General features: G+C 68.1%; 20 protein-coding genes. 7 read left to right on the top strand and 13 right to left on the bottom strand.

What is annotated here, in order from left to right:
• Positions 1-75 precede the first annotated feature (75 nt).
• On the top strand, positions 76-1,533 hold the full coding sequence (locus NX1_RS13805) for an MFS transporter (protein WP_068058354.1): 1,458 nt from the start codon (positions 76-78) through the stop codon (positions 1,531-1,533).
• A gap of 79 nt (positions 1,534-1,612) precedes the next feature.
• Here the strand turns inward: NX1_RS13805 and NX1_RS13800 are convergent, their stop codons facing one another.
• Together NX1_RS13800 and rfbA are read right to left on the bottom strand one after the other, a co-directional pair.
• Positions 1,613-2,161 (bottom strand): dTDP-4-dehydrorhamnose 3,5-epimerase family protein, encoded by a 549-nt coding sequence (locus NX1_RS13800; RefSeq protein WP_068058352.1) that lies wholly within the window; start codon positions 2,159-2,161, stop codon positions 1,613-1,615.
• A 2-nt stretch (positions 2,162-2,163) separates the two neighbouring features.
• On the bottom strand, positions 2,164-3,036 hold the full coding sequence (rfbA, locus tag NX1_RS13795) for a glucose-1-phosphate thymidylyltransferase RfbA (RefSeq protein ID WP_068058351.1): 873 nt from the start codon (positions 3,034-3,036) through the stop codon (positions 2,164-2,166).
• Between the two features lie 244 nt (positions 3,037-3,280).
• Between rfbA and NX1_RS13790 the strand changes: the two genes are divergently transcribed.
• Positions 3,281-4,273, top strand: a complete 993-nt coding sequence (locus NX1_RS13790) for an alpha/beta hydrolase (RefSeq protein ID WP_068058349.1) — start codon at positions 3,281-3,283, stop codon at positions 4,271-4,273.
• 573 nt (positions 4,274-4,846) lie between these two features.
• On the opposite strand, the gene NX1_RS13780 is transcribed toward NX1_RS13790, so the two are convergent.
• Complete coding sequence (locus NX1_RS13780) at positions 4,847-5,566, bottom strand: DUF8020 domain-containing protein (RefSeq protein WP_068058345.1); 720 nt, start codon at positions 5,564-5,566, stop codon at positions 4,847-4,849.
• A gap of 303 nt (positions 5,567-5,869) precedes the next feature.
• Here NX1_RS13780 and rfbB point away from each other — a divergent pair, with 303 nt between their 5' ends.
• Positions 5,870-6,880: a dTDP-glucose 4,6-dehydratase gene (gene rfbB, locus NX1_RS13775; protein WP_068058343.1), complete on the top strand. Its 1,011-nt coding sequence runs from the start codon at positions 5,870-5,872 to the stop codon at positions 6,878-6,880.
• Positions 6,881-6,991: 111 nt separating this feature from the next.
• Here the strand turns inward: rfbB and NX1_RS13770 are convergent, their stop codons facing one another.
• Both NX1_RS13770 and NX1_RS13765 read right to left on the bottom strand, forming a co-directional pair.
• Complete coding sequence (locus NX1_RS13770) at positions 6,992-8,653, bottom strand: DUF2142 domain-containing protein (RefSeq protein WP_068058341.1); 1,662 nt, start codon at positions 8,651-8,653, stop codon at positions 6,992-6,994.
• Positions 8,650-9,639, bottom strand: a complete 990-nt coding sequence (locus NX1_RS13765; RefSeq protein ID WP_068058339.1) for a glycosyltransferase — start codon at positions 9,637-9,639, stop codon at positions 8,650-8,652. Before NX1_RS13765 ends, NX1_RS13770 begins: the two co-directional genes overlap by 4 nt.
• Positions 9,640-9,748: 109 nt before the next feature.
• Here NX1_RS13765 and NX1_RS13760 point away from each other — a divergent pair, with 109 nt between their 5' ends.
• Positions 9,749-10,303, top strand: a complete 555-nt coding sequence (locus NX1_RS13760; protein WP_245668489.1) for a GtrA family protein — start codon at positions 9,749-9,751, stop codon at positions 10,301-10,303.
• 127 nt (positions 10,304-10,430) lie between these two features.
• Positions 10,431-12,329, top strand: a complete 1,899-nt coding sequence (locus NX1_RS13755; RefSeq protein WP_068058337.1) for a glycosyltransferase — start codon at positions 10,431-10,433, stop codon at positions 12,327-12,329.
• 42 nt (positions 12,330-12,371) lie between these two features.
• On the opposite strand, the gene NX1_RS13750 is transcribed toward NX1_RS13755, so the two are convergent.
• The 7 genes from NX1_RS13750 to NX1_RS13720 form a co-directional block, all read right to left on the bottom strand.
• The gene (locus NX1_RS13750; RefSeq protein WP_068058336.1) at positions 12,372-12,992 is read right to left on the bottom strand and encodes an antibiotic biosynthesis monooxygenase; all 621 of its coding nucleotides are present in this window, start codon (positions 12,990-12,992) and stop codon (positions 12,372-12,374) included.
• A 170-nt stretch (positions 12,993-13,162) separates the two neighbouring features.
• The gene (locus NX1_RS13745; protein ID WP_068058334.1) at positions 13,163-14,014 is read right to left on the bottom strand and encodes an SDR family oxidoreductase; all 852 of its coding nucleotides are present in this window, start codon (positions 14,012-14,014) and stop codon (positions 13,163-13,165) included.
• Positions 14,015-14,166: 152 nt separating this feature from the next.
• Positions 14,167-15,213, bottom strand: coding sequence for a ribosome small subunit-dependent GTPase A (rsgA, locus tag NX1_RS13740; protein ID WP_068058332.1), 1,047 nt, complete (start codon positions 15,211-15,213; stop codon positions 14,167-14,169).
• 244 nt (positions 15,214-15,457) lie between these two features.
• Positions 15,458-16,453: a galactofuranosyltransferase GlfT1 gene (gene glfT1, locus NX1_RS13735; RefSeq protein ID WP_245668488.1), complete on the bottom strand. Its 996-nt coding sequence runs from the start codon at positions 16,451-16,453 to the stop codon at positions 15,458-15,460.
• Complete coding sequence (wzt, locus tag NX1_RS13730) at positions 16,450-17,301, bottom strand: galactan export ABC transporter ATP-binding subunit Wzt/RfbE (RefSeq protein ID WP_068058330.1); 852 nt, start codon at positions 17,299-17,301, stop codon at positions 16,450-16,452. The genes glfT1 and wzt overlap by 4 nt, the downstream gene beginning before the upstream one ends.
• A gap of 11 nt (positions 17,302-17,312) precedes the next feature.
• Complete coding sequence (gene wzm / locus NX1_RS13725) at positions 17,313-18,149, bottom strand: galactan export ABC transporter permease subunit Wzm/RfbD (protein WP_068058484.1); 837 nt, start codon at positions 18,147-18,149, stop codon at positions 17,313-17,315.
• Positions 18,150-18,398: 249 nt separating this feature from the next.
• The gene (locus NX1_RS13720; protein WP_068058328.1) at positions 18,399-19,001 is read right to left on the bottom strand and encodes a bacterial proteasome activator family protein; all 603 of its coding nucleotides are present in this window, start codon (positions 18,999-19,001) and stop codon (positions 18,399-18,401) included.
• A gap of 429 nt (positions 19,002-19,430) precedes the next feature.
• Here NX1_RS13720 and NX1_RS13715 point away from each other — a divergent pair, with 429 nt between their 5' ends.
• Positions 19,431-20,633, top strand: a complete 1,203-nt coding sequence (locus tag NX1_RS13715) for a cysteine desulfurase-like protein (RefSeq protein WP_068058326.1) — start codon at positions 19,431-19,433, stop codon at positions 20,631-20,633.
• Between the two features lie 9 nt (positions 20,634-20,642).
• Here NX1_RS13715 and NX1_RS13710 read toward each other — a convergent pair whose 3' ends face one another.
• Positions 20,643-21,653, bottom strand: coding sequence for an NAD(P)H-quinone oxidoreductase (locus tag NX1_RS13710; protein ID WP_068058324.1), 1,011 nt, complete (start codon positions 21,651-21,653; stop codon positions 20,643-20,645).
• Positions 21,654-21,783: 130 nt separating this feature from the next.
• On the opposite strand from NX1_RS13710, the gene NX1_RS13705 reads away from it, so the two are divergent.
• Positions 21,784-22,959, top strand: coding sequence for a lactate 2-monooxygenase (locus NX1_RS13705; RefSeq protein ID WP_068058323.1), 1,176 nt, complete (start codon positions 21,784-21,786; stop codon positions 22,957-22,959).
• Positions 22,960-23,056: the final 97 nt, after the last annotated feature.

The raw sequence follows: 23,056 nt of genomic DNA, 5'->3' as shown, positions 1-23,056 counted from the left end.
TAGTGCCAAGGGCAGATGCATGCAACGGCATTTAATGTGTTGGCATTTAATGCGTGCGCATGTAATGTCCTCCGCATGACTTCACCAGCAACGCTTTCGGCCGCCGCAACGGCGATCGATCCGACCAGATGGTCCGCCCGGCTCTGGGGCATGCTGATCACTCTCTGCATCGTGTTGTTCCTCGACGGTCTCGACGTCTCGATGATCGGTGTCGCGCTGCCCTCCATCGGGTCCGAACTCGATCTGTCCACCTCGACCCTCCAGTGGCTGGTGAGCGGCTACGTGCTCGGCTACGGCGGCCTGCTGCTGCTCGGCGGCCGCACCGCCGACCTGCTCGGGCGCCGCAAGGTCTTCCTGATCGCGCTGGCGGTCTTCGCACTCGCCTCGCTCGCGGGCGCGCTGGTCAGCTCGGGCCCGCTGCTGATCCTGACCCGTTTCGTCAAGGGCCTGGCCGCCGCGTTCACCGCGCCGACCGGTCTGTCGATCATCACCACCAACTTCGCCGAGGGCCCCGCCCGCAACAAGGCGCTGTCCATCTACACCGTGTTCGGCGCGGGCGGCTACTCGTCCGGCCTGCTGTTCGGCGGACTGATGACCGGCGTCGGCTGGCGCTGGACCTTCCTGCTGCCGGTGCCGATCGCGCTGGCCGCGCTGGCAGCCGCATGGGTGCTGGTGCCCAAGGACAAGCCTGCGGAAGAGGGCGGCCACGACATCCTCGGCGCGGTGTTCTCCACCGCCGCCATGCTGCTGTTGGTCTACACGGTGGTCACCGCTCCCGAAGTGGGCTGGGCCTCGGCGCGAACCCTGGGTTCGTTCGTCGCGGTGATCGCGCTGTTCGCCGCCTTCCTCGCGGTCGAGCGGCGGGTCGCGCACCCGCTGGTCCGCCTCGGCATCCTGCGCAAGTCCTCGCTGATCCGCGCCAGCCTCGCCATCGTCGCGGTCGCGGGTTCGTACTTCAGCTGGCAGTTCATCGTGACCCTGTACATGCAGGAAACCCTCGGCTGGTCGCCGCTGAAGCTGGCGCTCGCGCTGCTGCCGGTCGGTCTGCTCGTCTCGCTCTCCGCGGTGTTCTCCGACAAGCTGGTCGACCGCTTCGGCACCGGCCCGATCATCGCCGTGACCATGGTCGTGATGGGGATCGGCTACCTGCTGTTCCTGCGGCTGAACACCGACCCGTCCTACCTGACGGTGATCCTGCCCGCTGTCCTGCTGATCGGCATCGGCTGGATCGGCTTCCCCGCCATCAACATCCAGGCCACCAACGGCATCGAAGACGAGGAGCAGGGGCTGGCCGCGGGCGTGCTGCAGACCTCCATGCAGGTCGGCGCGGCCATCGTGCTCGCGGTGACCACCGCGATCATCTCCTCCGGCGGGCACGGCGACTCGCCCGCTGACATGCTCGACACCTACCGTCCCGGTTTGGCATTCGCCGCGGGCGTGGCCATCGTCGGCGCGCTGGTCGCCCTGCTCGCCTTCGTGCCGAAGCGCGGCAAGCAGGCTGCCGCCGAACCGGAGCTAGAGCTCGTCGGCTGATCCGCAGCAGCCGGCGACAATCGGACGCCACGTCCGGCAGCACCCGCTGCCGGGCGTGGCGTCCGGCTTTTCGGAGAACTCAGGAGAACGGCGGCGCGGCGGCGTCTTTGGGGGAGCGCAGATAGGTCAGCGGCGTGCCGTCGCGGCCGACCTTCGGCCATTCGATGCCAAGCCGCGGGTCGAAAGCGTCCAGGTCCCGGTCCAATTCGGGGGTGTACTCGATGGAGCACAGGTAGGTGACCGTCGACTCGTCCTCCAGCGAGAGGATGGCGTGGCCGAGTCCTTCGGACAGGAAGACCGAGCGCCGGTCCACGTCGTCGAGCAGTACGCTGTCCCAGCGGCCGTAGGTCGGCGAGCCGGGGCGCAGATCCACCACCACATCGAGGAAGGCGCCGCGCACGCACGTCACGTATTTGGCCTGGCCGGGCGGGTCTTCGGTGTAGTGGATGCCGCGCAGCACGCCCGCGGCCGAGACCGAGCAGTTCACCTGGTGCAGCTCGAACGGCCGCCCGGTCGCCTTCTCGAACTCGGAGGCCTTGAACGACTCGACGAAGGTGCCGCGCTCGTCCTGGAACCGGCGCGGGGTGACCACCCAGGCGCCGGGCACCGCGAGCTCCCGAATCTGCATGCTCACCAATCCCGTCCGCGTTCCAGCAGATCGAGCAGGTAGCCGCCGTAGCCGGATCGGACGAGCGGCTCGGCGCGGGCGCGCAACTGCTCGTCGTCGATATACCCCATCCGCCAGGCGACCTCCTCCGGCACGCCGATCTTCAGACCCTGCCGCTCCTCGATGGTGCGCACGTAGTTGGCGGCGTCGAGCAGCGAGTCGAAGGTGCCGGTGTCCAGCCAGGCGGTGCCGCGGGCGAGCACGTCGACCCGCAGCCGTTCCTGTTCCAGGTAGGCGCGGTTGATGTCGGTGATCTCGTATTCGCCGCGGGCCGAAGGCCGCAGGCCGCGGGCGATCTCCACCACGTCGTTGTCGTAGAAGTACAGCCCGGGAATCGCGTAGTTGGAGCGCGGGACCTTGGGCTTCTCCTCGATCGACACCGCACGTCCTTCGGTGAACTCGACGACGCCGTAGGCGGTCGGGTCCGACACCCAGTAGGCGAACACCGCACCGCCGTCGATCCCGGCGAACCGGTTCAGGCTGGTGCCCAGCCCGGGGCCGTGGAAGATGTTGTCGCCGAGCACGAGCGCGGCGCACTCGCTGCCGATGTGATCCGCGCCGAGCACGAAGGCGCGCGCGAGGCCGTCCGGCTCGGGCTGCACGACGTAGCTGATCGAGATGCCGAACTGGGAGCCGTCGCCGAGCAGCCTGGCGAACGCCGCGGCGTCCTCCGGTGTGGTGATCACCAGGATGTCCTTGATGCCCGCGAGCATCAGGGTGGACAGCGGGTAGTAGACCATCGGTTTGTCGTAGACCGGCACCAGCTGCTTGCTCACCCCGCGCGTGATCGGGTGAAGCCGGGAACCGGTGCCGCCCGCCAAGATGATTCCGCGCATGCTCTGGAGTCTGCCAGTTCGGCCGCTCCCGGATTCGGGGAGGTTCCGACTCGTGCACGAATTGATCACGAACGTTTCGCCGCCCGGCGCGCCGGGCGATTGATGTTGCAGAGGTCACACTTTCCGTGGTCTTCTGAAACACGAATGTGTGAGATGTCAGCGCCGACACTCGCCCGCGGCCCCGGCTGAACGGGTTCGGTTCCGCCAGGCCGGGTTCGGCGCGCCAGGGTGAGGTAGGTGCGCGATGACAGCGACCACGATCGAGGGCTCCGCCGTCGTGATGAATCCGGACGGCCCGAGCGCGGCGGCGCGGCTGCTGCTGGCGACCTGCCGCGGGGTGGTGCGGCCGATGTTGCGGGTCGCGCCGATCACCAGGGCCACCATCCCGTTCGGCGCGTTCGCCATCGACGGGCTGGCCCGGCTGCGTCCGGCCCCGCACGGCATCGACCGCGAACAGGTCAGGCTGGGTGGCTTCCGAATGGAGATCGTGCGCCCCGCCGGAGCGGCGCGAGCCATGCGGCACGGCGCGGTGCTGTACATGCACGGCGGCGGGTTCGCGGTCTGCGGACTGGAGACGCACCGGCCGGTGGCGGCCAGCCTCGCTCGGCGCATCGGTCTGCCGGTGGTCAACGTCGACTATCGCCAGCTGCCCGCGGGCAGCATCGGCGGGTCGATCGAGGATTGCCTCACCGCCTACCGCTGGCTGCTTCGGCACGGCGCCGATCCGGCGCGAATAGTCTTCGCCGGAGATTCCGCGGGCGGCTATCTGAGTTTCGCGACCGCGTTGCGGGCGATAGAGGCCGGGCTGCCCGCGCCGGCCGGATTGATCGGCCTGAGCCCGCTGCTGGATCTGGATTACGCGGCCAAACGCGATCACGTCAACGTCGCGCGTGACCCTTATATCCCGCTGTCGGCGCTGGAGGCGGTCGTGAAGCTCGGCGCCGAGATCGACGGCGCGCTCGATCCGCTGCTCTCGCCGGTGAACGGTGCGCTCGCCGGGCTGCCACCGGTGCTGATGGTCGCTGCCGAGGACGAGGTGCTGCGCTACGACTGCGAGCTGATGGCGCGGCGGCTCACCGTGGCGGGCGTGCCGCACGCGGTGGAGCTGTGGCGTGGCCAGGTGCACGCGTTCATGAGCATCGCGCCGAACCTGCCCGAATCCAGGGCTGCGCTCGGCCGGGTCGCGCGCTTCGTGCGCACCAGGTTCGAGCAATTGGAGCAGGCTCGGACGGCCTGATCACGGTCGGCCGGACGAGTCTCATCCCGCCCCGGGCCCGTGCCCGGGGCGGGTACTCGGCGTATCGACTCAGCTCACCGGGAACGGTGCGGTGACGGGGCCGACTCGGGGTGGTCGGTCGCGGCGGCGGTGCCCGCCAAGACGGCGACCAGCAGCCAGGCGGTTGCGGCGAATTTCCTCATCAGCATTTGTCCGAATCACTTATTCGCAGTGTGCCGGGAATTTCGCGCGGAGTCGAAAACAATTGGTAACCGTACGAATCGGTAATGTTAAGATTGTGTTCACTCGATCACCGGGCCGCTCAGATAATTCCCTGTTCGGAGCCGTTCGGTCTCCGGCTCCACGTCGACGTCAGAACTTGAACTTTTGTCCAGCTCGAGCGCGCGGCGGCTCGGAATGTGGCGATCGTGTCTGGCGTCGAACGGGTTGCGGGAAGTGTGCGCCGCGTCGTGGCGCGTCTGCGTGGCAGGCAACGCCGCCCGGCGCGCGAAAGCCCCGCCCGGTCGAACCGGGCGGAGCCTTCTGTTCGCGACTCAGTCGCGCGTGTTCAGTTGTGCGGCAAGCCGTTCGGAACTACTTGGCCGCGGGCGGGGCCACGAACGGCTGGTTGATGGTGGTGAAGTACTGGATCGCAGCACCGATCGCCACCGGGGCGGTGATGAAGATCTGACCCGCGAGGGCACCCAGGGCGCCCACGGCCAGGATGCCACCGATGCAGCCGACGGCAGCGGCCGGAATGAACGGACCGAACAGGCCGACGATGGTCGCCGACGCGACGGTCGCGCCCGCGATGCCGCCGAGGACGCAGCCGACGGCGCCGCCGCCGAGGCCACCGACCAGGGTGCCGATGGTGGCGCCCATGCCGATGGTGTCCTTCATGCGGTTGAACGCGGCGAGCTCACGGTCGTACTCGTTCTTCCACGGCGCCTTGTCCTCGTAGGGCAGGGCGACCGGCTTGTACACGGCCTTGTCGACATCGAGCTGCGGGGTCAGGGTCGCGGTGCGGTCGGAGATCTCCGCGGCGATCGGGAACTCGAAGTCGTCGACGCGGAACTTCAGCGGGGTTCCGGCGACAACGGTGCCATCGGTGGCCTTGATCTTCAGCGCGTCGTCTTCGACGACCAGCGAGCCGGAGTCGAGGGTGATGACGGACTGGGTTTCGGTGGACTTGGCGGTGAAGTTGATGGCGCCGGTCTCGGCGGGAGCTTCGGGGGCCGCGTTGACGGTGCCTGCGGTGACGCCGAGGGCGGCGATCAGCAGCGCCGAGGTAGCGGCGAATTTCCTCATCAGCATTTCGTTTGGAACCTCGATGTGAAGCGTTCGGAGGGGACTAGATGATCGAAATCTAGACCAGCTAACGCGTGGTGAACCGGTTGTGACCGTTAATTCAAATTTTGTTCACCATTGCGACTCACAGCGTGGTGGGATCTTGGAAACGTGCACGAGGAACAGGGATTTCGGCGGCGAACCAAACCGGTCGCCACTCTTTACCGAAATTTAGTGAGACGAAGGTCACATGCACGCTGTCCGGATTGTCCGTACCTTTCATAGCCCACCCTCATAGAGGTTGCGACCCGATCCACGTAAAGTCGTGGGGTGCGATTGCTCGTAACCGGCGGTGCCGGCTTCATCGGTGCGAATTTCGTCCACCAGACCGTGGCCGAGCGACCCGACACGACGGTGACCGTGTTGGACGCCCTGACCTACGCGGGTAACAAGGCGTCGCTCGAATCGGTCGCGGACCGAATCGATTTCGTGCACGGCGATATCGCCGATCTCGACCTGGTCGACGAACTGGTCAGCGGGGTCGACGCGGTGGTCCATTTCGCCGCCGAATCGCACAACGACAACTCGCTGACCGAGCCGTGGCCGTTCGTGCAGACCAATATCGTCGGCACCTACGCCCTGCTGCAGGCCGTGCGCCGCCACGACGTGCGTTACCACCACGTCTCCACAGACGAGGTGTACGGCGACCTCGGTCCCGACGAGCCCGCCTTCACCGAGCGCACCCCGTACAACCCGTCCAGCCCGTACTCCGCGACGAAGGCGTCCAGCGATCTGCTGGTCCGCGCCTGGGCCCGGTCCTTCGGCGTGCGCGCGACGCTGTCCAACTGCAGCAACAACTACGGGCCCTATCAGCACGTGGAGAAGTTCATCCCGCGCCAGATCACCAATCTGATAGACGGCGTGCGTCCCCGGCTCTACGGCGCGGGACACCAGATCCGCGACTGGATCCACGTCGACGACCACAACCGAGCGGTCTGGGAAATTCTCGACCGCGGCCGGATCGGCCAGACCTATCTGATCGGCGCGAACGGCGAACTCGACAACAAGACCGTGGTGCGGATGCTGCTCGAGGCGTTCGATCGCGACCCCGACGATTTCGACCATGTCACCGACCGTCCCGGCCACGACCAGCGCTACGCGATCGATGCCACGTTGCTGCGCACGGAACTCGGCTGGGAACCGCGCTACGCCGATTTCCGCTCCGGTCTGGCGGCCACCATCCAGTGGTACCGCGACAACGAGTCCTGGTGGCGCCCGGACAAAGCCGCGACCGAACGCGCCTACGCGGCGGCGGGCGAGCAGGCCCTGGGCTCGGTGTAACCGACCGGGTCCGCCAACTGCCGTTCGTGCTCCGCCGAAAGAATCTCGATGTAGCGGCGCGCCGGGTTCGGCCCTGTGGAGCGGGATTCAGCGCGGCGGAGCGGGCGGGGATCAGCCCCAGACGATCGTGCTGTACTTCGCGACCGAGGCGATCAGCGCGACCGAGCTCGCGACGACGATCGTGACGGCCGCGCCCCGCCCCGGCGCCTTCCCACGGGCGTCGCTGAGCCGCAACGGCATCCAGCGCAGCAGCGCCGCGAAGGCGATCAACGCCAGCGGCACGAAGTATCGTCCCTGCACGCCGTCGATGATGTAGTAGCCGACCGGCGTGAACGACATGTACAGCGTCACGTAGATCATCGCGACGCTGGCCGCCGCGGTGAGCGCGACGACCAGCGTGCGCACGAACGTGGCGGTGCGCGGGTTCATCCGGTCGGCGATGCCGATGCTCACCGCGAAAGCGAGCAGGCAGGCCAGCACCGCGATGGCGGGCACGTCGATGTAGGCGAAGCCGAGCTCGCCGAAGAACTGGGTGAACCAGCGCTGATCGCGGTAGAAGATGCTGTCGCCGAAGACGTCCAGGAAGTGCAGCGGATCGCCGAGGATCTCGCCGAGCTGTTCACCGGGCTTGACGGTGTACCACTGGTGGCGCGGCCGCATCAGGCTCATGCCGTCGCCGGTCGGCGCGGCGATCTTCATCCAGACCGCGAAGGCGAGCGCGCCCGCGGCGGCGAACGCCCACGGCACGAGTCGTCGCCAGGTGAAGCCGGAACCCGCCGCGGCGCCGAAGAACGCGAAGCGGTCCACCGGAACGAGCACAACGAGCATGGCGAGCAGCACATAGGTCGGCTTGCTGACCGGAAGCAGCACCGTCGCGCCGAGCAACGCGACCGTCTCGGTACGGGTCAGCCCGTTGCCGAGGAACAGCGCCTTGATCAGCAGCGCGGAGACCATGATGGCCAACGCGTTGGTGAGGGTGTCGGCGGTGACCGTGCCCGCCTGGAACACCGCGATCGGCAGCACGGCGACGGTGAACGCGAGCCACTGCACGCGGTGCGCGCGCAGCGCGTACAGGCCGAAACCGACCACGACCAGATAGGCGAGCAGACCAGCGAGCCTGGTCAGGATCACCATCGAGCCCACGTCCAGGTCGAGCAGCGCGGCGGCCCGGATGCCGACGGCGGCGGGCACATACGGCACCGGGGAGTAGGCGGCGGTGTTGGTGAACCATACCGATTCCATCGGCGAATCGACCTGGGCGCTCTTCAGCCGGTCGTACGCGCCGGGATCGGACACCATCGCGCCCGGCTCTTCCGGGTTGTCCTGGTAGTCGCGGAACGAATAGCCCATCAGCGCGTCGATGTTCGCGGGCACATCGCCGCCGTAGGCGAGACCGCGATCGTCATGAATCTGCTGCGGCAGGAACCCGCCGTAGGCGACCTGATAGGCGCGACCGAACTGGGTGATCTCGTCGTGGCCCCAGAACGGCGGGGTGAGCACGGTGAACAACGTGCCGAAGAGCGTGGTGAGCACGGCGAAAGCGATTGTCGCCGCGCCGAAGCGAGTCACGATGGCGCGGGCGGCCTTCCGGACCGCGCCGGGCGGCTTCGAATCGGTTGCCGAATCCTGTTCGCGCGCATCGGCTTCGGCCTCGGACGCAGTCTTGCCCACGTCAGCGGAGGCCGGTGCGCCGTCCTTGTGGCCCGATCCGTTGGTCTGCGCCGAGCCCGCTTCGGTCTCTTCGGTGGTGCCTCTATCGGCGGACGTGGTCACCGCGCGTTCCCACGGGTCTGCGCGTCACCGCCGTTTCGGAACGGGTCGTCGTCCGCCGCGACCGCCGAATACCGCAGGTAGACCAGGCGCGCCGCCTCGTGGCGGGAACGGCGGATGCCGTCGAGGATCAATCCCGCGGTCCAGGCCAGGCTGCCCAGCAGCAGCAGGGTGAAGCCGAGGAACAGGGTGGGGAAGCGCGGAACCTCGTGCGTCCTGGTGAACTCGATGACGATCGGGATCGTCAGCACGATCGAGATGAGCCAGCTCAGCGTGCCGAACAGACCGTAGAACGCGACCGGTCGCTCGTGCCTGGCCAGGCCGATGATCAGCGCCAGGATCTTGAAACCGTCGTGGTAGGTGCGCAACTTGGATTCGCTGCCCGCCGGGCGATCGCGGAATCCGACCGGCACTGCGGTCTGCGGCACCCGCAGGTGCAGTGAGTGCACGGTCAGCTCGGTCTCGATCTCGAACTCGCGGGAAACCGCGGGGAAGCTCTTGACGAAGCGGCGCGAGAACACCCGGAAGCCGCTGAGCATGTCTTCGACGTTCTCGCCGAATACCTTGCCGACCACGCCGTTGAGCACCCGGTTGCCGGTCTCGTGGCCTGCGCGGTACGCGGTGCCGGTGGCATCCTGCTTGCGCACGCCGAGCACGTGATCGTAGGGGCCGTCGAGCAGCGTCTTGATCATCAGCGGGGCGTCGCCGGCCTCGTAGGTGTCGTCGCCGTCGATCATCAGGTAGACGTCGGCCTCGATGTCGGCGAAAGCGCGCCGCACCACGTTGCCCTTGCCCTTGGTGTGTTCCTGACGGACGATCGCGCCTGCCTCACGGGCGAGCTCGGAGGTCCGGTCGGTGCTCAGGTTGTCGTAGACGTAGACGACGATTCCCGGCACGGCGGCCTGCAGGTCGGCGACGACCTTGGCCACCGAGGCCTCCTCGTTGTGGCACGGGACCACGGCGGCAATACGAAGCTCGGTGGAGTCCACCCGGGGTCATTCCTCGATGTCGGCGTGAATGGGGAACACCGGGAGGGTACATGGCGCACGGCCTCCGGCGCGCACCCGAGGCGTTCGGGTGCTGGGGTACCGTCGCCCGGTGTCTTCCCCCGAGCAGCCCGTGTCCGTTCCCGAGCGCTCCACTCGATCCGCGCAGGACGAACCGGCGCGGCCCGCGTCCGAGTCCGTCACCGGCGAGCCGCTGACCGTCAAGGTGGTAGGCGCGCTGCGCAAGGGCGCGGCCTTCCTCGTGGTCGGCGCGATCGGCTTCCTGGTCGACGCGGGCACCTACAACGCGCTGGTGTTCTGGGGCGGCGAAGGCGTGCTTTACCACTCGCCCCTGCCCGCCAAGATCATCGCGATCGCGGTCGCGACGGTGGTGACCTATTTCGGCAACAAGTGGTGGACCTTCGGCCACCAGCAGACCGATAATCCGGCGCGGGAGTATCTGCTCTACGCGGTGTTCAACGTGATCGCCATCGGCCTGCAACTGGGCTGCCTCGGCTTCTCCCGCTACGTTCTGGACCTGTCGAGCCCGCTGTCGGACAACATCTCGGGAACCCTGGTCGGACAGATCGTCGCGGTGGTCTTCCGGTATTGGGCCTATGACAAATTCGTCTTTACCGGCGAACTGGCAAACAAACAGCAACAATAACGGGTGAGGTACCCCTGGTTGCTGGACGGGCAGGGTCCGACGTCGGTTGATATCCTCGCTCCCGCCGCGAACGGTATCCAGGGACACGTCTGTCCCGTCGGCAATAAATGAGGATTTCGAGGACTTCATGGAGCAGTCGGCTACCCAGGCCGTTACCGAATCGAACGATCACGCTACGCCCGCCGCCGCGCCCGCTTCGTTGCGTGCCGATCACCGGGCACCGGACAGGTTGGTCCTGCAGCGCGGCATCTTCACCGGTCCCTCGGCCAAGGTGAGCGACGAACTCTACGCGGTGGTCAAGGGGCGCTCGACGCGTGAACGACTGGCGTTGCACCTGGACAAGGGCGCAACCGCCCACACCAATACTTACTTCGGCCGGTTCGCGGCCAGCTATTGGCAGCGCTGGACCACCGTCACCGAGGTCCGCGCCACGATGGTGCTCGACGTGACAAAGAAGGCCAGGGTCAGGCTGGTCGCCTCGGACATCGCGGGCCATCGCAGAATCATCGACACCGCGAAGGTCGACGCGAGCGGTCCGCTCACCCTGACCGCGCCGCTGGACCAGTACGTCGACGGCGGCGCGATATGGCTGGAGTTCGACGCCGACGGCGGCGAGCTCGGCATCTCCGAACTCACCTGGTCCTCCGTCGCTCCCGAGCGCATCCGCCCGGTCGCCATCGCGATCTGCACCTTCAACCGCGCGGCGGACTGCGCCGAGACGGTGGCCGCGCTGGCCTCCGACGCCACCGTGCTCGCCGCCATCGACGCGGTCTATGTCGTGGACCAGGGCACCGATCTGGTGCAGGACCGGCAGCGGTACCAGGAGGTGCAGCCCGTCTTCGGCGACAAGCTGCGCTACATCCGTCAGCCCAACCTCGGCGGCGCGGGCGGCTTCACGCGCGGGCTCTACGAGGTCTCCGCGGTGAACGAGCACGCCGACGTCATCCTGATGGACGACGACATCCTCTGCGAACCGGAAACGGTGCTGCGGCTCAACGCCTTCGCCAACATGACGGTGGAACCCACGCTGGTCGGCGCGCAGATGCTGTTCCTGCTCAACCCCGACTACCTCAACGTCGGCGCCGAGGAAGTGCACTTGCACGAGCTGCGGCACGGCCAGAAGGTGCCCAAGGCGCTGCGCAACACCAGCATGCTCAAGAAGAACCAGGAGCGCCGCGTCGACGCGGGCTACAACGCCTGGTGGACCTGCCTGATCCCGGCCGAGGTGGTCGCGAAGATCGGGCTGCCGGTTCCGATCTTCTTCCAGTGGGACGACGTGGAGTACGGCGTGCGTGCGCGGGAGCACGGGTTCGTCACCGTCACGCTGCCCAACGCGGCGGTCTGGCACGCGGACTTCTACTGGAAGGACTTCGACGACTGGGCGCGCTACTTCAGCACGCGCAACTCGCTCATCGTCGGAGCCATGCACGCCGATCTGGACGGCAAGAAGATCACCAAGCAGCTGTTCCGCAATATCGCCGAACACTTGGTCGCCATGCAGTACGGGCTGGTGCACACGACGTTGCAGGGCATCGAGGACTTTCTCGAGGGCCCGAAGGTGCTGCGCGACGGCGGTATCGCCGCGCTGGCCGCCGCCCGCACCAGCCGCGCCGACTACAGCGAGACGATCAAGCACCCGGCCGCGACGCCGCCGGTGCGCGCGGCCGACATCCAGTTGCGCCGGGCGGGCGGCGAGCCTAGCCGGGAAGCGCTCGTTCTCGTCAAGCGCGCGATCAACCAGTGGTTCGGCCGCACCCAGCACGGCCTGATCGGGGTCACCCGCGAGGACGCGCACTGGTGGCACGTCTCGCTGTTCGATCATGTCGTGGTCACCGACGCCTCGCAGTCCGGCGTCCGGGTCAGGCAGCGCGACAAGGCGCGCGCCCGCGCGCTGCTGCGGCGCACGTTCCACGTGCTGCGTCGCCTGCGCAAGGAACTGCCCACCCTGCAGGAGCAGTACCGCGCCGCCATGCCCGAACTCACCAGCCGCGCCAACTGGGAGCGCCTCTACGGCATCAGCGACTGAGCCGGAACGCGGCGCCGTCGGCACGGCGGCGCCGCGGGGCGGTCACACCAATTCGGGTACGCGCAGGTGCGCGAGTGCCAGCTCGAATTCGCGGACGTCGGTCACCCGGATGCCCGCACGCCTGGTGTTGGTCTCGCGCATCGCCGCGGCCTGCTCGCGGTTGCGTTCCATCGCTTCCGCGCTGTCGAAGGTGACGGTGGAGACGCCGCGCCCGGATGCACGGTCGACCATCAGGCTCGCGCTGCAGAAGCCTTCCAGGCCCTCCATTTCTTGCAGAGTGTGGGACTTGTAGGTCTCGATCGCCGTATCCGCTCGACTCGGGTCACCCTCCACCCAGACCCCGCGTACGCAGGCGCCTTCCCGGGAGCGGTGGTCGCGGTGCAGCACGGCGATCTCCCATTCCTGGACTTCCGCGTTGCCGCCGAACATCTCGGCCGCGCGCTCCCGGATCGGCCGGACCCGGACCGCGCTGTCGTGCATCGCCTGCTCGGTCTCCCACGCCGTCGTGACTATGCACCGGCCGGAGCGCCGGTCGACGAGCAGCGAGAGCCCGATACAGCCCGGTATGCCTTCCACCGCGGGCATCACTTCATCGCGCACGTGCGCGATTCCGTCGTCTATCGCGGAGGTTCGCGCGTGAATAGTGGTAGAACGTGCGAACACGGTCCACCCCCTCTGTGCTCGGGGCAGCGCCCCGGTGGCGCCACCGGTGCTTATCACACTTCTCCACCCGCCGCGCCTAGGCAATAGGACCCCGCATCGCACACGCTTCGCACGCCGCGGAGCGGCGATGGCCCTGTGCGGCGTGCGAAAGGTGTGCGGCTACGGCGGTATCAGAGGAAGAGGTCGGTGGTCAGCTCGGCGTCGCCGGGGACCACGCGGTATTTGTCGAGGTCGGTGATGCCGTGTGCGGCGAGCACCTCGTCATCGATGAAGAAATTGCCGGTGGTCTTCTCGGCCGGGGAGGTGAGCACCAGGTAGGCGGAGTCGGCGTAGATGTCGGGGGTGCGCGAGGTGGCTACCATCTGCTCGCCGCCGAGTAGGTTGCGCACCGCGGCGGTGGCGATGGTGGTGCGCGGCCACAGCGAGTTCACCCCGATGCCGTCGCCCTTCAGCTCTTCGGCGAGGCCGAGTGTGGTGAGCGACATACCGTATTTGGCGATGGTGTAGCCGAGCGAGCCGCCCGCCCACTTCGGGTCCAGATTCAGCGGCGGGGAGAGGGTGAGTATGTGCGGGTTGCGCCCGGCCTTCGCCGATTCGCGCAGGTGCGGCAGGCTCAGCTTGGACAGCAGGAAGCTGCCGCGGCAGTTGATGTCCTGCATCAGGTCGTACTTCTTCATCGACAGCGCGTCGGTGTTGGACAGGTCGATCGCCGACGCGTTGTTCACGACGATGTCGATGCCGCCGAAGCGTTCCACGGTCAGGCGCACCGCCTCGGCCACCGACTCGTCGACGCGCACATCGCCGACGAACGGCAGCACCTGCCCGCCGGCCTCCTCCAGTTCCGCGGCCGCGGTGTGGATCGTGCCGGGGAGCTTGGGATGCGGCTGATCGGTCTTGGCGATCAACGTGATGTTGGCGCCGTCGGCCGCGGCGCGCTTGGCGATCTCGAGACCGATGCCGCGGCTGCCGCCCGACATGATCATCGTCTTGCCAGCCAGCGACTTCGAACCCGGTTCCGTCATGGCCTGCTCCTGTCGTCGTGCCGCGGATCGCGGCTGCCACGCCTTGCAGGCTAAGCGTAACCCCGCGCCCTATGCAACTAGTTGCATAGGGCGCGGGATCGATCGCTACGGAAGCGGCGACGTCGGGCAGAGCATCGTGCCGCGGGAGGGCCTCATTTCCGTGAACCGCGCTCCCGATACATCCGGCGCTGCTCCTTTCTGATGCCGCGCCAGGCGCGGTCGCGCTCGGCTTGCAACCGCTTGTCGACCCTGGCCGCCATCCAGGCGTTCTCCTTGGCGAGCTTGCGATAGCTGTCGAACCGGCGCTGGGTCAGCGCCCCCGTCTCCAGCGCGTCGCGCACCGCGCAGCCGGGTTCGCTCTCGTGCGAGCAGTCATCGAAACGGCATGCGGCGGCGAGGGATTCGATATCGCTGAAGGTCTTCTCGATCCCTTCGGCGGCATCCCACAGGCCGACGCCGCGCAGCCCGGGAGTGTCGATGAGCGTCCCGCCGTTGGGCAGCGGGCGCAGCTCCCGGTGCACGGTGGTGTGCCTGCCCTTCTTGTCCACCGCGCGAACGGCGCTGGTGGCGAACACTTCCGCGCCGAGCAGCGCGTTGGCCAGCGTCGACTTGCCCGCGCCGGAGGGGCCGATCAGCGCGACCGTCCCGTCCAGCACGGCGGTGAGCACATCGATGCCGTACCCGCTCGCCGCGCTGACCGCGAGCACCGCGGCGCCCGGCGCGACGGCCTGCACCGCCTCGATCGGAACATCCTCCGCCGCATCGGCTTTGGTGAGCACGACGACCGGTTGCGCGTTGCTCTCCCAAGCCAGGGCGAGCAGCCGTTCGATCCGGCCGAGATCCACGTCGCCGTCGGCGGCGGTGCAGATCAGCACGGTGTCGACATTGGCGGCGAGCACCTGCCCCTCGGACCGTCGCGAGGCCGTGGAACGCACGATCGCCGAGCGGCGCGGCAGCAACGCGCGCACGTTGCGCTGCGCGTCGATGCTCACCCAGTCGCCGGTGCACAGTCCATTCGGCTCGGCATCCGCGCGCGGGCAGCGGGCTCGCGTCGCGCCGTCCGGTGTCGCGACCTCGCATTCGCTGCGATCCATCCGGATCACCCGCGCGGGCACGCACCCCTCGTCGATGAGTGCGGCGTATTCATTGCCTACGGCTTCCGTCCAGCCGTAAGGGACGAGCAGGTCGTAGTCGACCATGATGGGAAGAATCCATTCGTCGGGCGCCGAACCCGACCCGGGTTCAGCGAGAGGAGACAGAGGTGGAGTGCGGTGCGGCGGCACGCGGCAGCGCGGCGCACGCGGGCACGACAACCCGGACGTTCGTCGTCACGATCTCCACCTCCTCACTTCCGTCTCGCCCGGCCGAACCGGGAACCTCCACGAACATTGCCAGACCCGGATAGGCCCCGCAAGCGATTTTTCGCCCCCGCGATCGGCGGCCTTACTTCTCCGGTTTGCCGAACTGCTCGTTGCGCCCGAGCGAGCGCAGGTGGAACCATTCGCGCAGTCCCGCCGGGTCGCGGCGAGTGACGAGGAAGAACCAGGAGAAGCGAATCCACTCCTGCGGCAACAGTTTGCGCATACCGGGCTGGGCCATCAGATAGCCGCGGTTGCGGTAGGTGAAGTAGCGCTTCACCGGATCGTCGGGGTACTGGGTGTGCATTCGGCCGCCCAGGATCGGCTTGAATTCGGCGGCGCCGTTGGGATGCAGGTAGGCGGTCTGCAGGCAGGTGCCGAAGGGTAGGCCCGAGCGGACCAGCCTGCGGTGCACCTCCACCTCGTCGCCGCGCACGAACAGGCGTAGGTCGGGTACGCCGATCAGGTCGACCGCCGCGGCGGAGACGAGCGCGCCGTTGAACAGCGACGCGATGCCGGGCAGGAAGTCCTCGTCGCCGAGCTCGGAACGCAGCCGCCGCCACACCACGCCGCGGCGCAGCGGGAAGGCCAGCCGGTCCGGGTCGTCGATATCGCAGACCACGGGGGAGACCTCGGCGAGCTCGTGCCGCTTCGCGCAGTCGAGCAGGGTGGCCAGCACCTCGGCGCCCTCGGGTCGCCCGTCGTCGTCGGCCAGCCACACCCAGTCCGCTCCCTGGGTCAGCGCGTGCAGGATGCCGAGCGCGAAACCGCCCGCGCCGCCGAGATTGTGCGCGGAGCCGAGATAGGTGGTCTCGATCGGCTGCTGCTCGACCAGTTCGGCGACCTCGGGCTCGTTGCCGTTGTCCACCACGATGAGGTGATCGACCGGCCGCGACTGCGAGGTGACGACCTTCAGCGATTCGGCGAGCAGCTCACGGCGCTTGTGGGTGACCACGACGGCGATGATGCGGGCGCCGGGACCGGTGTCGCTGGGCGTGTAAACCCGCTCCGGTGCGGTCGAGTCGACCGGGGCTTGCGCCCCAGCGGTGATCGGGGCGTCTTGCCCGGTCGGCTCGTTCATGCGTTGTTTCGCTCCAGTTCTCGTGCGCTGTCCTCGGACTTTTCGGTCGCCACCCGCTCCGCTGCCATTTCCTTCAGCACGGTCGCGACGTGGTTTCCGGCGTCCGGACCCTCGTACGCGCGCACCACCTCTTCGATGCCGCCGCGCAACCGGATCTGTCCGTGATCGATCCACAGTGCGGAATCGCAGAGCTGAGCGAGGAATTCGTTGGAATGGCTGGCGAACACCAGAATGCCAGAACGCGCGACGAGTTCCTGTAGACGAAGCCGCGCTTTTTTCATGAATTCCGCGTCGACCGCGCCGATGCCCTCGTCCAGCAGCAGGATTTCGGGGTCGATGGACGTGACGACGCCCATCGCCAGCCGCACCCGCATACCGGTCGAATAGGTGCGCAACGGCATCTGCAGGTATTCGCCGAGCTCGGTGAACTCGGCGATCTCGTCGATCTTGGCGAGCATCTGCTTGCGGGTCTGGCCGAGGAACAGCCCGCGAATGATGATGTTCTCGTAGCCGGAGATCTCGGGGTCCATGCCGACGCCGAGGTCGAATACCGGCGCCACCCGCCCGCGAATGCGCGCGCTGCCGCGGGACGGTTCGTAGATACCCGAAAGCAGGCGCAGCAGCGTGGATTTGCCCGCGCCGTTGTGGCCGACCAGGCCGACCCGGTCGCCTTCCTTGAGCGACAGCGTGATGTCGCGCAGCGCTTCGACCACGACCACGTCGGATTGGTTGCGCCCGATCGCGCCGCCCGCCTTACCGAGGAACGCCTTTTTCAGAGACCGCGATTTGGCGTCGAAGATGGGGAACTCGACCCACGCCTGACGGGTTTCGATACTCACACGACTCATCGCTGCGGCTCCTATACCCAGTACGGTACGCGCGAACGGTACTGCTTCATGGCCAAGGCCGCGATGATCCAGCCCACCACAGTGATCGCGCCGACGATCACCCAGTGCCGCGGTTCCTGCGGTTCACCGAGCAGGGGAGCGCGGACGATCTCCAGGTAGTGGAAGGTCGGGATGATCTCCACCAGCCTGGCTCGTTCGCTCGCCCCGCCGATCTGGCTCTCCAAGGTTTTGGTCGTCCACATCACCGGCGTCAGCACGAACAGCATCAGCGTGGTGCTGCTGAGAATCGGCGCGATATCCCGGTACCGGGTGCTGAAGATGCCGAACACGATCGACACCCACATGGAATTGAGGAAGATCAGGCCGATCGCCGGTATCGCGAGGAGGCTCGACCAGCGCAGGTTCTCCCATATTCCGAACGCCGCAAGCAGTACCAGGTAGATGACCATGTTGTGGGCGAAGAACAGCAGTTGTCGCCACACCAGCCGATACACGTGCACGCTCAGCGCGGACGGAAGCTGTTTGATCAGGCCCTCGTTGGCGATGAACACCTCCGAGCCCTCGAGAATGCTCGCCTGGATCACATTCCAGACGATCAACCCGACGGTCACGTAGGGCAGGTATTCGCGCAGCGGCTGATCGAGCAGGGTCGCGTAGAGGATGCCCATCGCCGCGGCCTGCACGCCGGTCGCGATGGTGATCCAGAAGGGGCCGAGCACCGAGCGCCGGTAGCGCTGTTTGATGTCCTGCCAGCCGAGCGACAGCCATAGCTCGCGCTGGCCGAAGCCGTCGCGCATGTCCTTCGCCGCGCGGCCGAAGGTCTGCGAGTCGGAGACGAGCGGCGTCATCGCCTCGGCGCTCGGCTGCTCCGGCGCGGTGCTCTCGGCACTCACCGGACGCTCTTCGGTGGTCGAGGGACTGTCTGAACGCAAGCTGTCATCTGAACGCACTGGGCTCTCTTCAGGACGCGCCGTACTCTCATCGGAGTCGGGGCGAGCGGCAGCGGCGGGCACGGTGCTCGACCCTACCCCTGCATCCTCGCACCGGGTCCGCTGGTACACGCTGGACCGGGGAAACTCCTCACCCGCCAAGCGGGGTTACAGGTACTGGCCGGAACCGCCCGTTACCTGGTCGCCGCGGCCGCCGCGCGGGTCTACCGCGTGGATGCCCGGCGGCAGCGCGCCCTGGCGCATCTGCTCGAGCTGCGCGCGAGCGGCCATCTGCTGGGCGAACAGCGCGGTCTGGATGCCGTGGAACAGGCCTTCCAGCCAGCCGACCAGCTGGGCCTGGGCGATGCGCAGCTCGGCGTCGGACGGCATGGTGTCGTCGGTGAACGGCAAGGTCAGCCGCTCGAGCTCGTCGCGAAGCTCGGGGGCGAGGCCCTGCTCGAGCTCGCGCACCGAGGACTTGTGGATCTCCTTGAGACGGTTGCGGCTGGCGTCGTCGAGCGGAGCGGCGCGCACCTCCTCGAGCAGCTGCTTGATCATGGTGCCGATGCGCATGACCTTGGCCGGCTGCTCCACCATGTCGGCGAGCGACTCGCCCGCCTCCTCGCGGTCGTTCGCGTCGTCGGCCTTCTCGTCGCCGTCGGTGACCACCTGTCCGGTCAGCGGGGTGCCCGCGTCGGCCGGGATGATCAGCGGCCGGCCGTCGGGTCCGACCACGACGATGGAATCGGGTGACTCATCCGAGTGCGTCATGTCCCCTATCATGTCGCGTTGTCGGCGGACGCGCTAAATGGCCACCTCCCGGCGGAGGTGGCCGGGCCGGTGCCGCGGCTGGACGGCGCCGACTATCCTGTTCGGGTCCGTGTGGTTCGGATTTTGCTGAAAGTCGGTTGCCATGCTGATTCCCGGGTCGCTGCGTTGCCGCGCATCGGCGCCAAGTCCTGACCGGTCCGGTTCCGAGCGACTCAGCGCGGAGCGGTCCCGCCCCCGTCGGTCCTGCCCCGCGCCGCCCCGCCCTCCCCGGCGGAGCCCCGGGCGAAATGCCAGGTCCGGGTCGGTGCCGAGCCGGCCGCGTCCGTCCGTCGTCCGGTCCGCGCCGCGTGCCGTGCCGACGCCTTCGCGAGCAGGCCGGGAGGGGAAGGCGGTTACGCAGGCTTGCCCGCTGCCCTTAGAGTGGCCAGCATGACTTACGACGTCGCGAGGGTTCGGGGCCTGATACCGTCCCTGGGCGACGGCTGGATCCATCTCGATCCGCAGGCGGGCATGCTTGTCCCGGATTCGGTATCTCGTGCCGTATCAACGGGTTTCCGCACGTCGTCGTTCTCTCACATCGGCCGCAACGGCGCAGCGGTGCGCAGCGCGGCCATTCTGGACGCGGCCCGCGAGGCCGTCGCCGATCTGGTCGGCGGCGATCCGGCGGGCGTCGTGCTCGGCCCCGACCGGGCGGTGTTGCTGGCCTGGCTCGCGGAATCGCTGAGCTCCCGGCTCGGTCTCGGGACCGGGATCGTGCTGTCTCGCCTCGACGACGAGGCCAACGTCGCGCCGTGGCTGCGGATCGCCAACCGCTATGGCGCGCACGTGCGGTGGGCCGAGGTCGAGATCGAGACCTGCGAGATGCCGTCCTGGCAGTTCGAGGAGCTGATCGGCCCGACAGCCCGGCTGGTGGCGTTGACCGCGGCCTCGCCCATCGTCGGCTCCGCGCCCGCCGTGCGGGTGGCCGCCGACCGGGTGCACGAAGTCGGCGGTCTGCTGGTCGCCGACGCGTTCGGCGCGGCGCCCTACGCGCTCATCGATATCGACGAACTCAACGCCGACGTGGTCGCGCTGAGCGCACCCGCGTGGGGCGGTCCGCAGATCGGTGCGCTGGTGTTCCGCGATCCCGCGTTCCTGGACCGGATCCCCTCGATGTCGTTGAACCCGTACGCGAAGGGCGCGGAAAGACTCGAGGTCGGCGGGCATCAGTACGCGCTGCTTGCCGGGCTCACCACGTCCATCGATTTCCTCGCCGGTCTGGACGAACGGGCCACCGGCACCCGCCGCGAGCGCCTGGAAATCTCCATCACCTCGCTGCAGGACTACCACGACCAGCTCTTCGAGCACCTGATGGACACTCTCGACAAGATCCCCGGCCTCACCGTCATCGGCCGCGCCTCCACGCGAATCCCGACGGTCAGTTTCACCATGGCGGGCATGCAGGCGGAGAAGATCGCCGCCAAGCTGGCCGACGCCAGGATCGGCACGCTCAGCGGCGTGCACGGCGGGAGCAGGCTGCTCGACGCGCTCGGCGTCAACGACGAGGGCGGCGCCGTGACCGTCGGACTCGCGCCCTACACAACCAGATTCGAGATCGACCAGCTCGGCCGCGCGCTCGCCGCGTTGGAGTGAGCCGGATATTCAGTTCACGTCTTCGCGCACGCGCAGCACGACCTTGCCGAAGGTGTCGGCGCCATCGAGCATCCGATGCGCCTCGGCGGCTTCGGCGATCGGCAGCTCGGCGTGGATCACCGGAACGATGGTGCCGTCGGCGATCAGCGGCCAGACGTGCCTGTGGACATCGGCGATGATCTCGGCTTTGCTTCCCGTGCCGGTGGCGGGACGGTTGCGCACGTTCGTCGCGTGCACCGAACCCCACTTCGACAGCAGCGCACCGAGGTCGAGCTCGGCCTTCACACCGCCCTGCATGCCGATCACCACCAGGTGGCCGTGCTTGGCCAGCGCCTCGACGTTGCGGGACAGATAGGCGGCGCCCATGTTGTCGAGGATGATGTCGGCGCCCGGTCCGTTCACGCCGGACCGCTCGGCGCGCACGGCGGCGACGAAATCGTCCTCGCGATAGTTGATCAGCACGCTCGCGCCGAGTTCGGCGCAGCGAGCCAGCTTCTCGGCCGAGCCCGCGGTGACCGCGACCCGCGCGCCCTTGTGCACCGCGAGCTGGATGGCGTGCGTGCCGATGCCGCTGCCGCCGCCGTGGATCAGCACCAGCTGGCCCGCGTGCAGACCGGCCGTCATCACCAGGTTCGACCACACCGTGGCCGCCACCTCCGGAAGAGCCGCCGCCGCAGCGAGATCCAGGCCTTCCGGCACCGGTAGCACCTGGCCGGCGGGGACGACGACCCGCTCGGCGTAGCCGCCGCCCGACAGCAGCGCGCACACCCGGTCGCCGACGCGCCAGTCCCGCACGCCGTCGCCGACCTCGGCGATGACGCCCGAGCACTCCAGACCGATGATCTCGCTCGCGCCCGCGGGCGGTGCGTAGAAACCTTGGCGCTGGAGCAGGTCCGCGCGGTTCACTCCCGCGGCCACCACATCGATCGACACCTCGCCGTGGCCCGGTGCAGGATCGGGAGCCTCGCCCCACGTGAGCACCTCGGGCTCGCCGAATTCTTTCAGCTCGATCGCACGCATCACCCCATAGTGCCCCGCCGCTCGACGCGCCACCCGCGCGACCCGTTTCCCGCCCGTTCGCTCGTCGGCGAACGCCGCTTATTCGCTCAGCGTCCTGCGGGAAAGGAAACAACGGACTAGCGTTCGCAGCGTGAGCAGCTTCATCGACTTCCAAAACGAGATCTACCTGGGCGGATTGGGCGGTCTAGTGCCCGAGCTGCCCATGACGGCCGCCGGTTTGGAACAGCGCGCCAAGGAAGTCCTAGGGCCTGCCGAATACGCCTACGTCGCGGGCAGCGCGTCGGCGGAGCGCACCGCGGCGGCCAACCGCGCCGCCTTCGACAGGTACCGGATCATCCCCCGCATGCTGCGCGGCACCACCGGGCCCGGCACACGCGATCTCTCGGTGGAGGTGCTCGGCACCCGGCTGGCCGCGCCGGTGCTGACCGCGCCGATCGGGGTGCTCGAACTGATGCACGCCGGCGGCGAGGTGATCGTCGCCGAGGTCACCAAGGAACTCGGGATCGGGTCGGTGCTTTCCACCGCGGCCTCGTCCACCATCGAGGAGGTCGGCGCGGCCGCGGGCGAATGGTGGTATCAGCTCTACTGGCCCAACGATCACGAGCTGGCGCGCTCGTTCGTGCGGCGGGCCGAGCGCGCGGGCGCCAAGGCCATCGTGGTCACGATCGACACGCCGACCCTCGGCTGGCGGCCGCAGGATCTCCAGCTGGCGCACCTGCCCTTCCTGCACGGCAAGGGCATCGCCAACTACCTGTCCGACCCGGTGTTCCGCGCCAAGCTGCCGACGCCGCCCGAGGAGAGCGAGGACGCCATGCGGGTCGCGATCCTCACCTGGGTCGGCCTCTTCGGCAACCACAACCTGCGCCCCGCCGACCTCGCCCACCTGCGCGAATGGACCGACCTGCCGATCGCGGTGAAGGGCGTGCTGCACCCGGACGACGCCCGTGTCGTGGTGGACGCGGGCGCCGACGCGGTGGTGGTCAGCAATCACGGCGGCCGCCAGGTGGACGGGTCCATCGCGGCGCTCGACGCACTGCCTGCCATCGTCGCGTCGGTCGGCGACCGCGCCGACGTGCTGTTCGACTCCGGCGTGCGCAGCGGCTCCGACGTGCTGATCGCGCTGGCGCTCGGCGCCAAGGCGGTGCTGTACGGGCGGCCGTACGCCTACGGTCTCGGCATCGCGGGCCGCGACGGCGCCAGACACGCGTTGCGGCTGCTGCTCGCCGATCTGGACTCGGTGCTCGGACTCTCCGGATGCGCGAAGCCTGCCGATCTGAACCGCGGCATGATCGCCGCCGTCCGGTGAAAAGAATCGGGGTTTGCCCAGCTCAGGGCTGCTTAGAATAGTGCAGTGGATCCCGAACCAAGCGGTCGCACGTCCGAACCTCGCTGGCTGAGTCCGA

Source organism: Nocardia xishanensis NBRC 101358, from assembly GCF_001613365.1.
Classification (GTDB): Bacteria; Actinomycetota; Actinomycetes; order Mycobacteriales; family Mycobacteriaceae; genus Nocardia; species Nocardia xishanensis.
This window is presented reverse-complemented; position numbering and strand designations above follow the sequence as displayed.

What these genes read in the sequence shown, in the direction of transcription:
- rfbA (WP_068058351.1), bottom strand. Translation starts at nt 3,036, where the DNA reads ATGCGCGGAATCATCTTGGCGGGCGGCACCGGTTCCCGGCTTCACCCG.
- NX1_RS13755 (WP_068058337.1), top strand. Translation starts at nt 10,431, where the DNA reads ATGGAGCAGTCGGCTACCCAGGCCGTTACCGAATCGAACGATCACGCT.
- wzt (WP_068058330.1), bottom strand. Translation starts at nt 17,301, where the DNA reads ATGAGTCGTGTGAGTATCGAAACCCGTCAGGCGTGGGTCGAGTTCCCC.
- wzm (WP_068058484.1), bottom strand. Translation starts at nt 18,149, where the DNA reads ATGACGCCGCTCGTCTCCGACTCGCAGACCTTCGGCCGCGCGGCGAAG.
- NX1_RS13745 (WP_068058334.1), bottom strand. Translation starts at nt 14,014, where the DNA reads ATGACGGAACCGGGTTCGAAGTCGCTGGCTGGCAAGACGATGATCATG.
- NX1_RS13805 (WP_068058354.1), top strand. Translation starts at nt 76, where the DNA reads ATGACTTCACCAGCAACGCTTTCGGCCGCCGCAACGGCGATCGATCCG.
- NX1_RS13790 (WP_068058349.1), top strand. Translation starts at nt 3,281, where the DNA reads ATGACAGCGACCACGATCGAGGGCTCCGCCGTCGTGATGAATCCGGAC.
- NX1_RS13715 (WP_068058326.1), top strand. Translation starts at nt 19,431, where the DNA reads ATGACTTACGACGTCGCGAGGGTTCGGGGCCTGATACCGTCCCTGGGC.
- NX1_RS13720 (WP_068058328.1), bottom strand. Translation starts at nt 19,001, where the DNA reads ATGACGCACTCGGATGAGTCACCCGATTCCATCGTCGTGGTCGGACCC.
- NX1_RS13780 (WP_068058345.1), bottom strand. Translation starts at nt 5,566, where the DNA reads ATGCTGATGAGGAAATTCGCCGCTACCTCGGCGCTGCTGATCGCCGCC.
- rsgA (WP_068058332.1), bottom strand. Translation starts at nt 15,213, where the DNA reads ATGGTCGACTACGACCTGCTCGTCCCTTACGGCTGGACGGAAGCCGTA.
- NX1_RS13710 (WP_068058324.1), bottom strand. Translation starts at nt 21,653, where the DNA reads ATGCGTGCGATCGAGCTGAAAGAATTCGGCGAGCCCGAGGTGCTCACG.
- glfT1 (WP_245668488.1), bottom strand. Translation starts at nt 16,453, where the DNA reads ATGAACGAGCCGACCGGGCAAGACGCCCCGATCACCGCTGGGGCGCAA.
- NX1_RS13800 (WP_068058352.1), bottom strand. Translation starts at nt 2,161, where the DNA reads ATGCAGATTCGGGAGCTCGCGGTGCCCGGCGCCTGGGTGGTCACCCCG.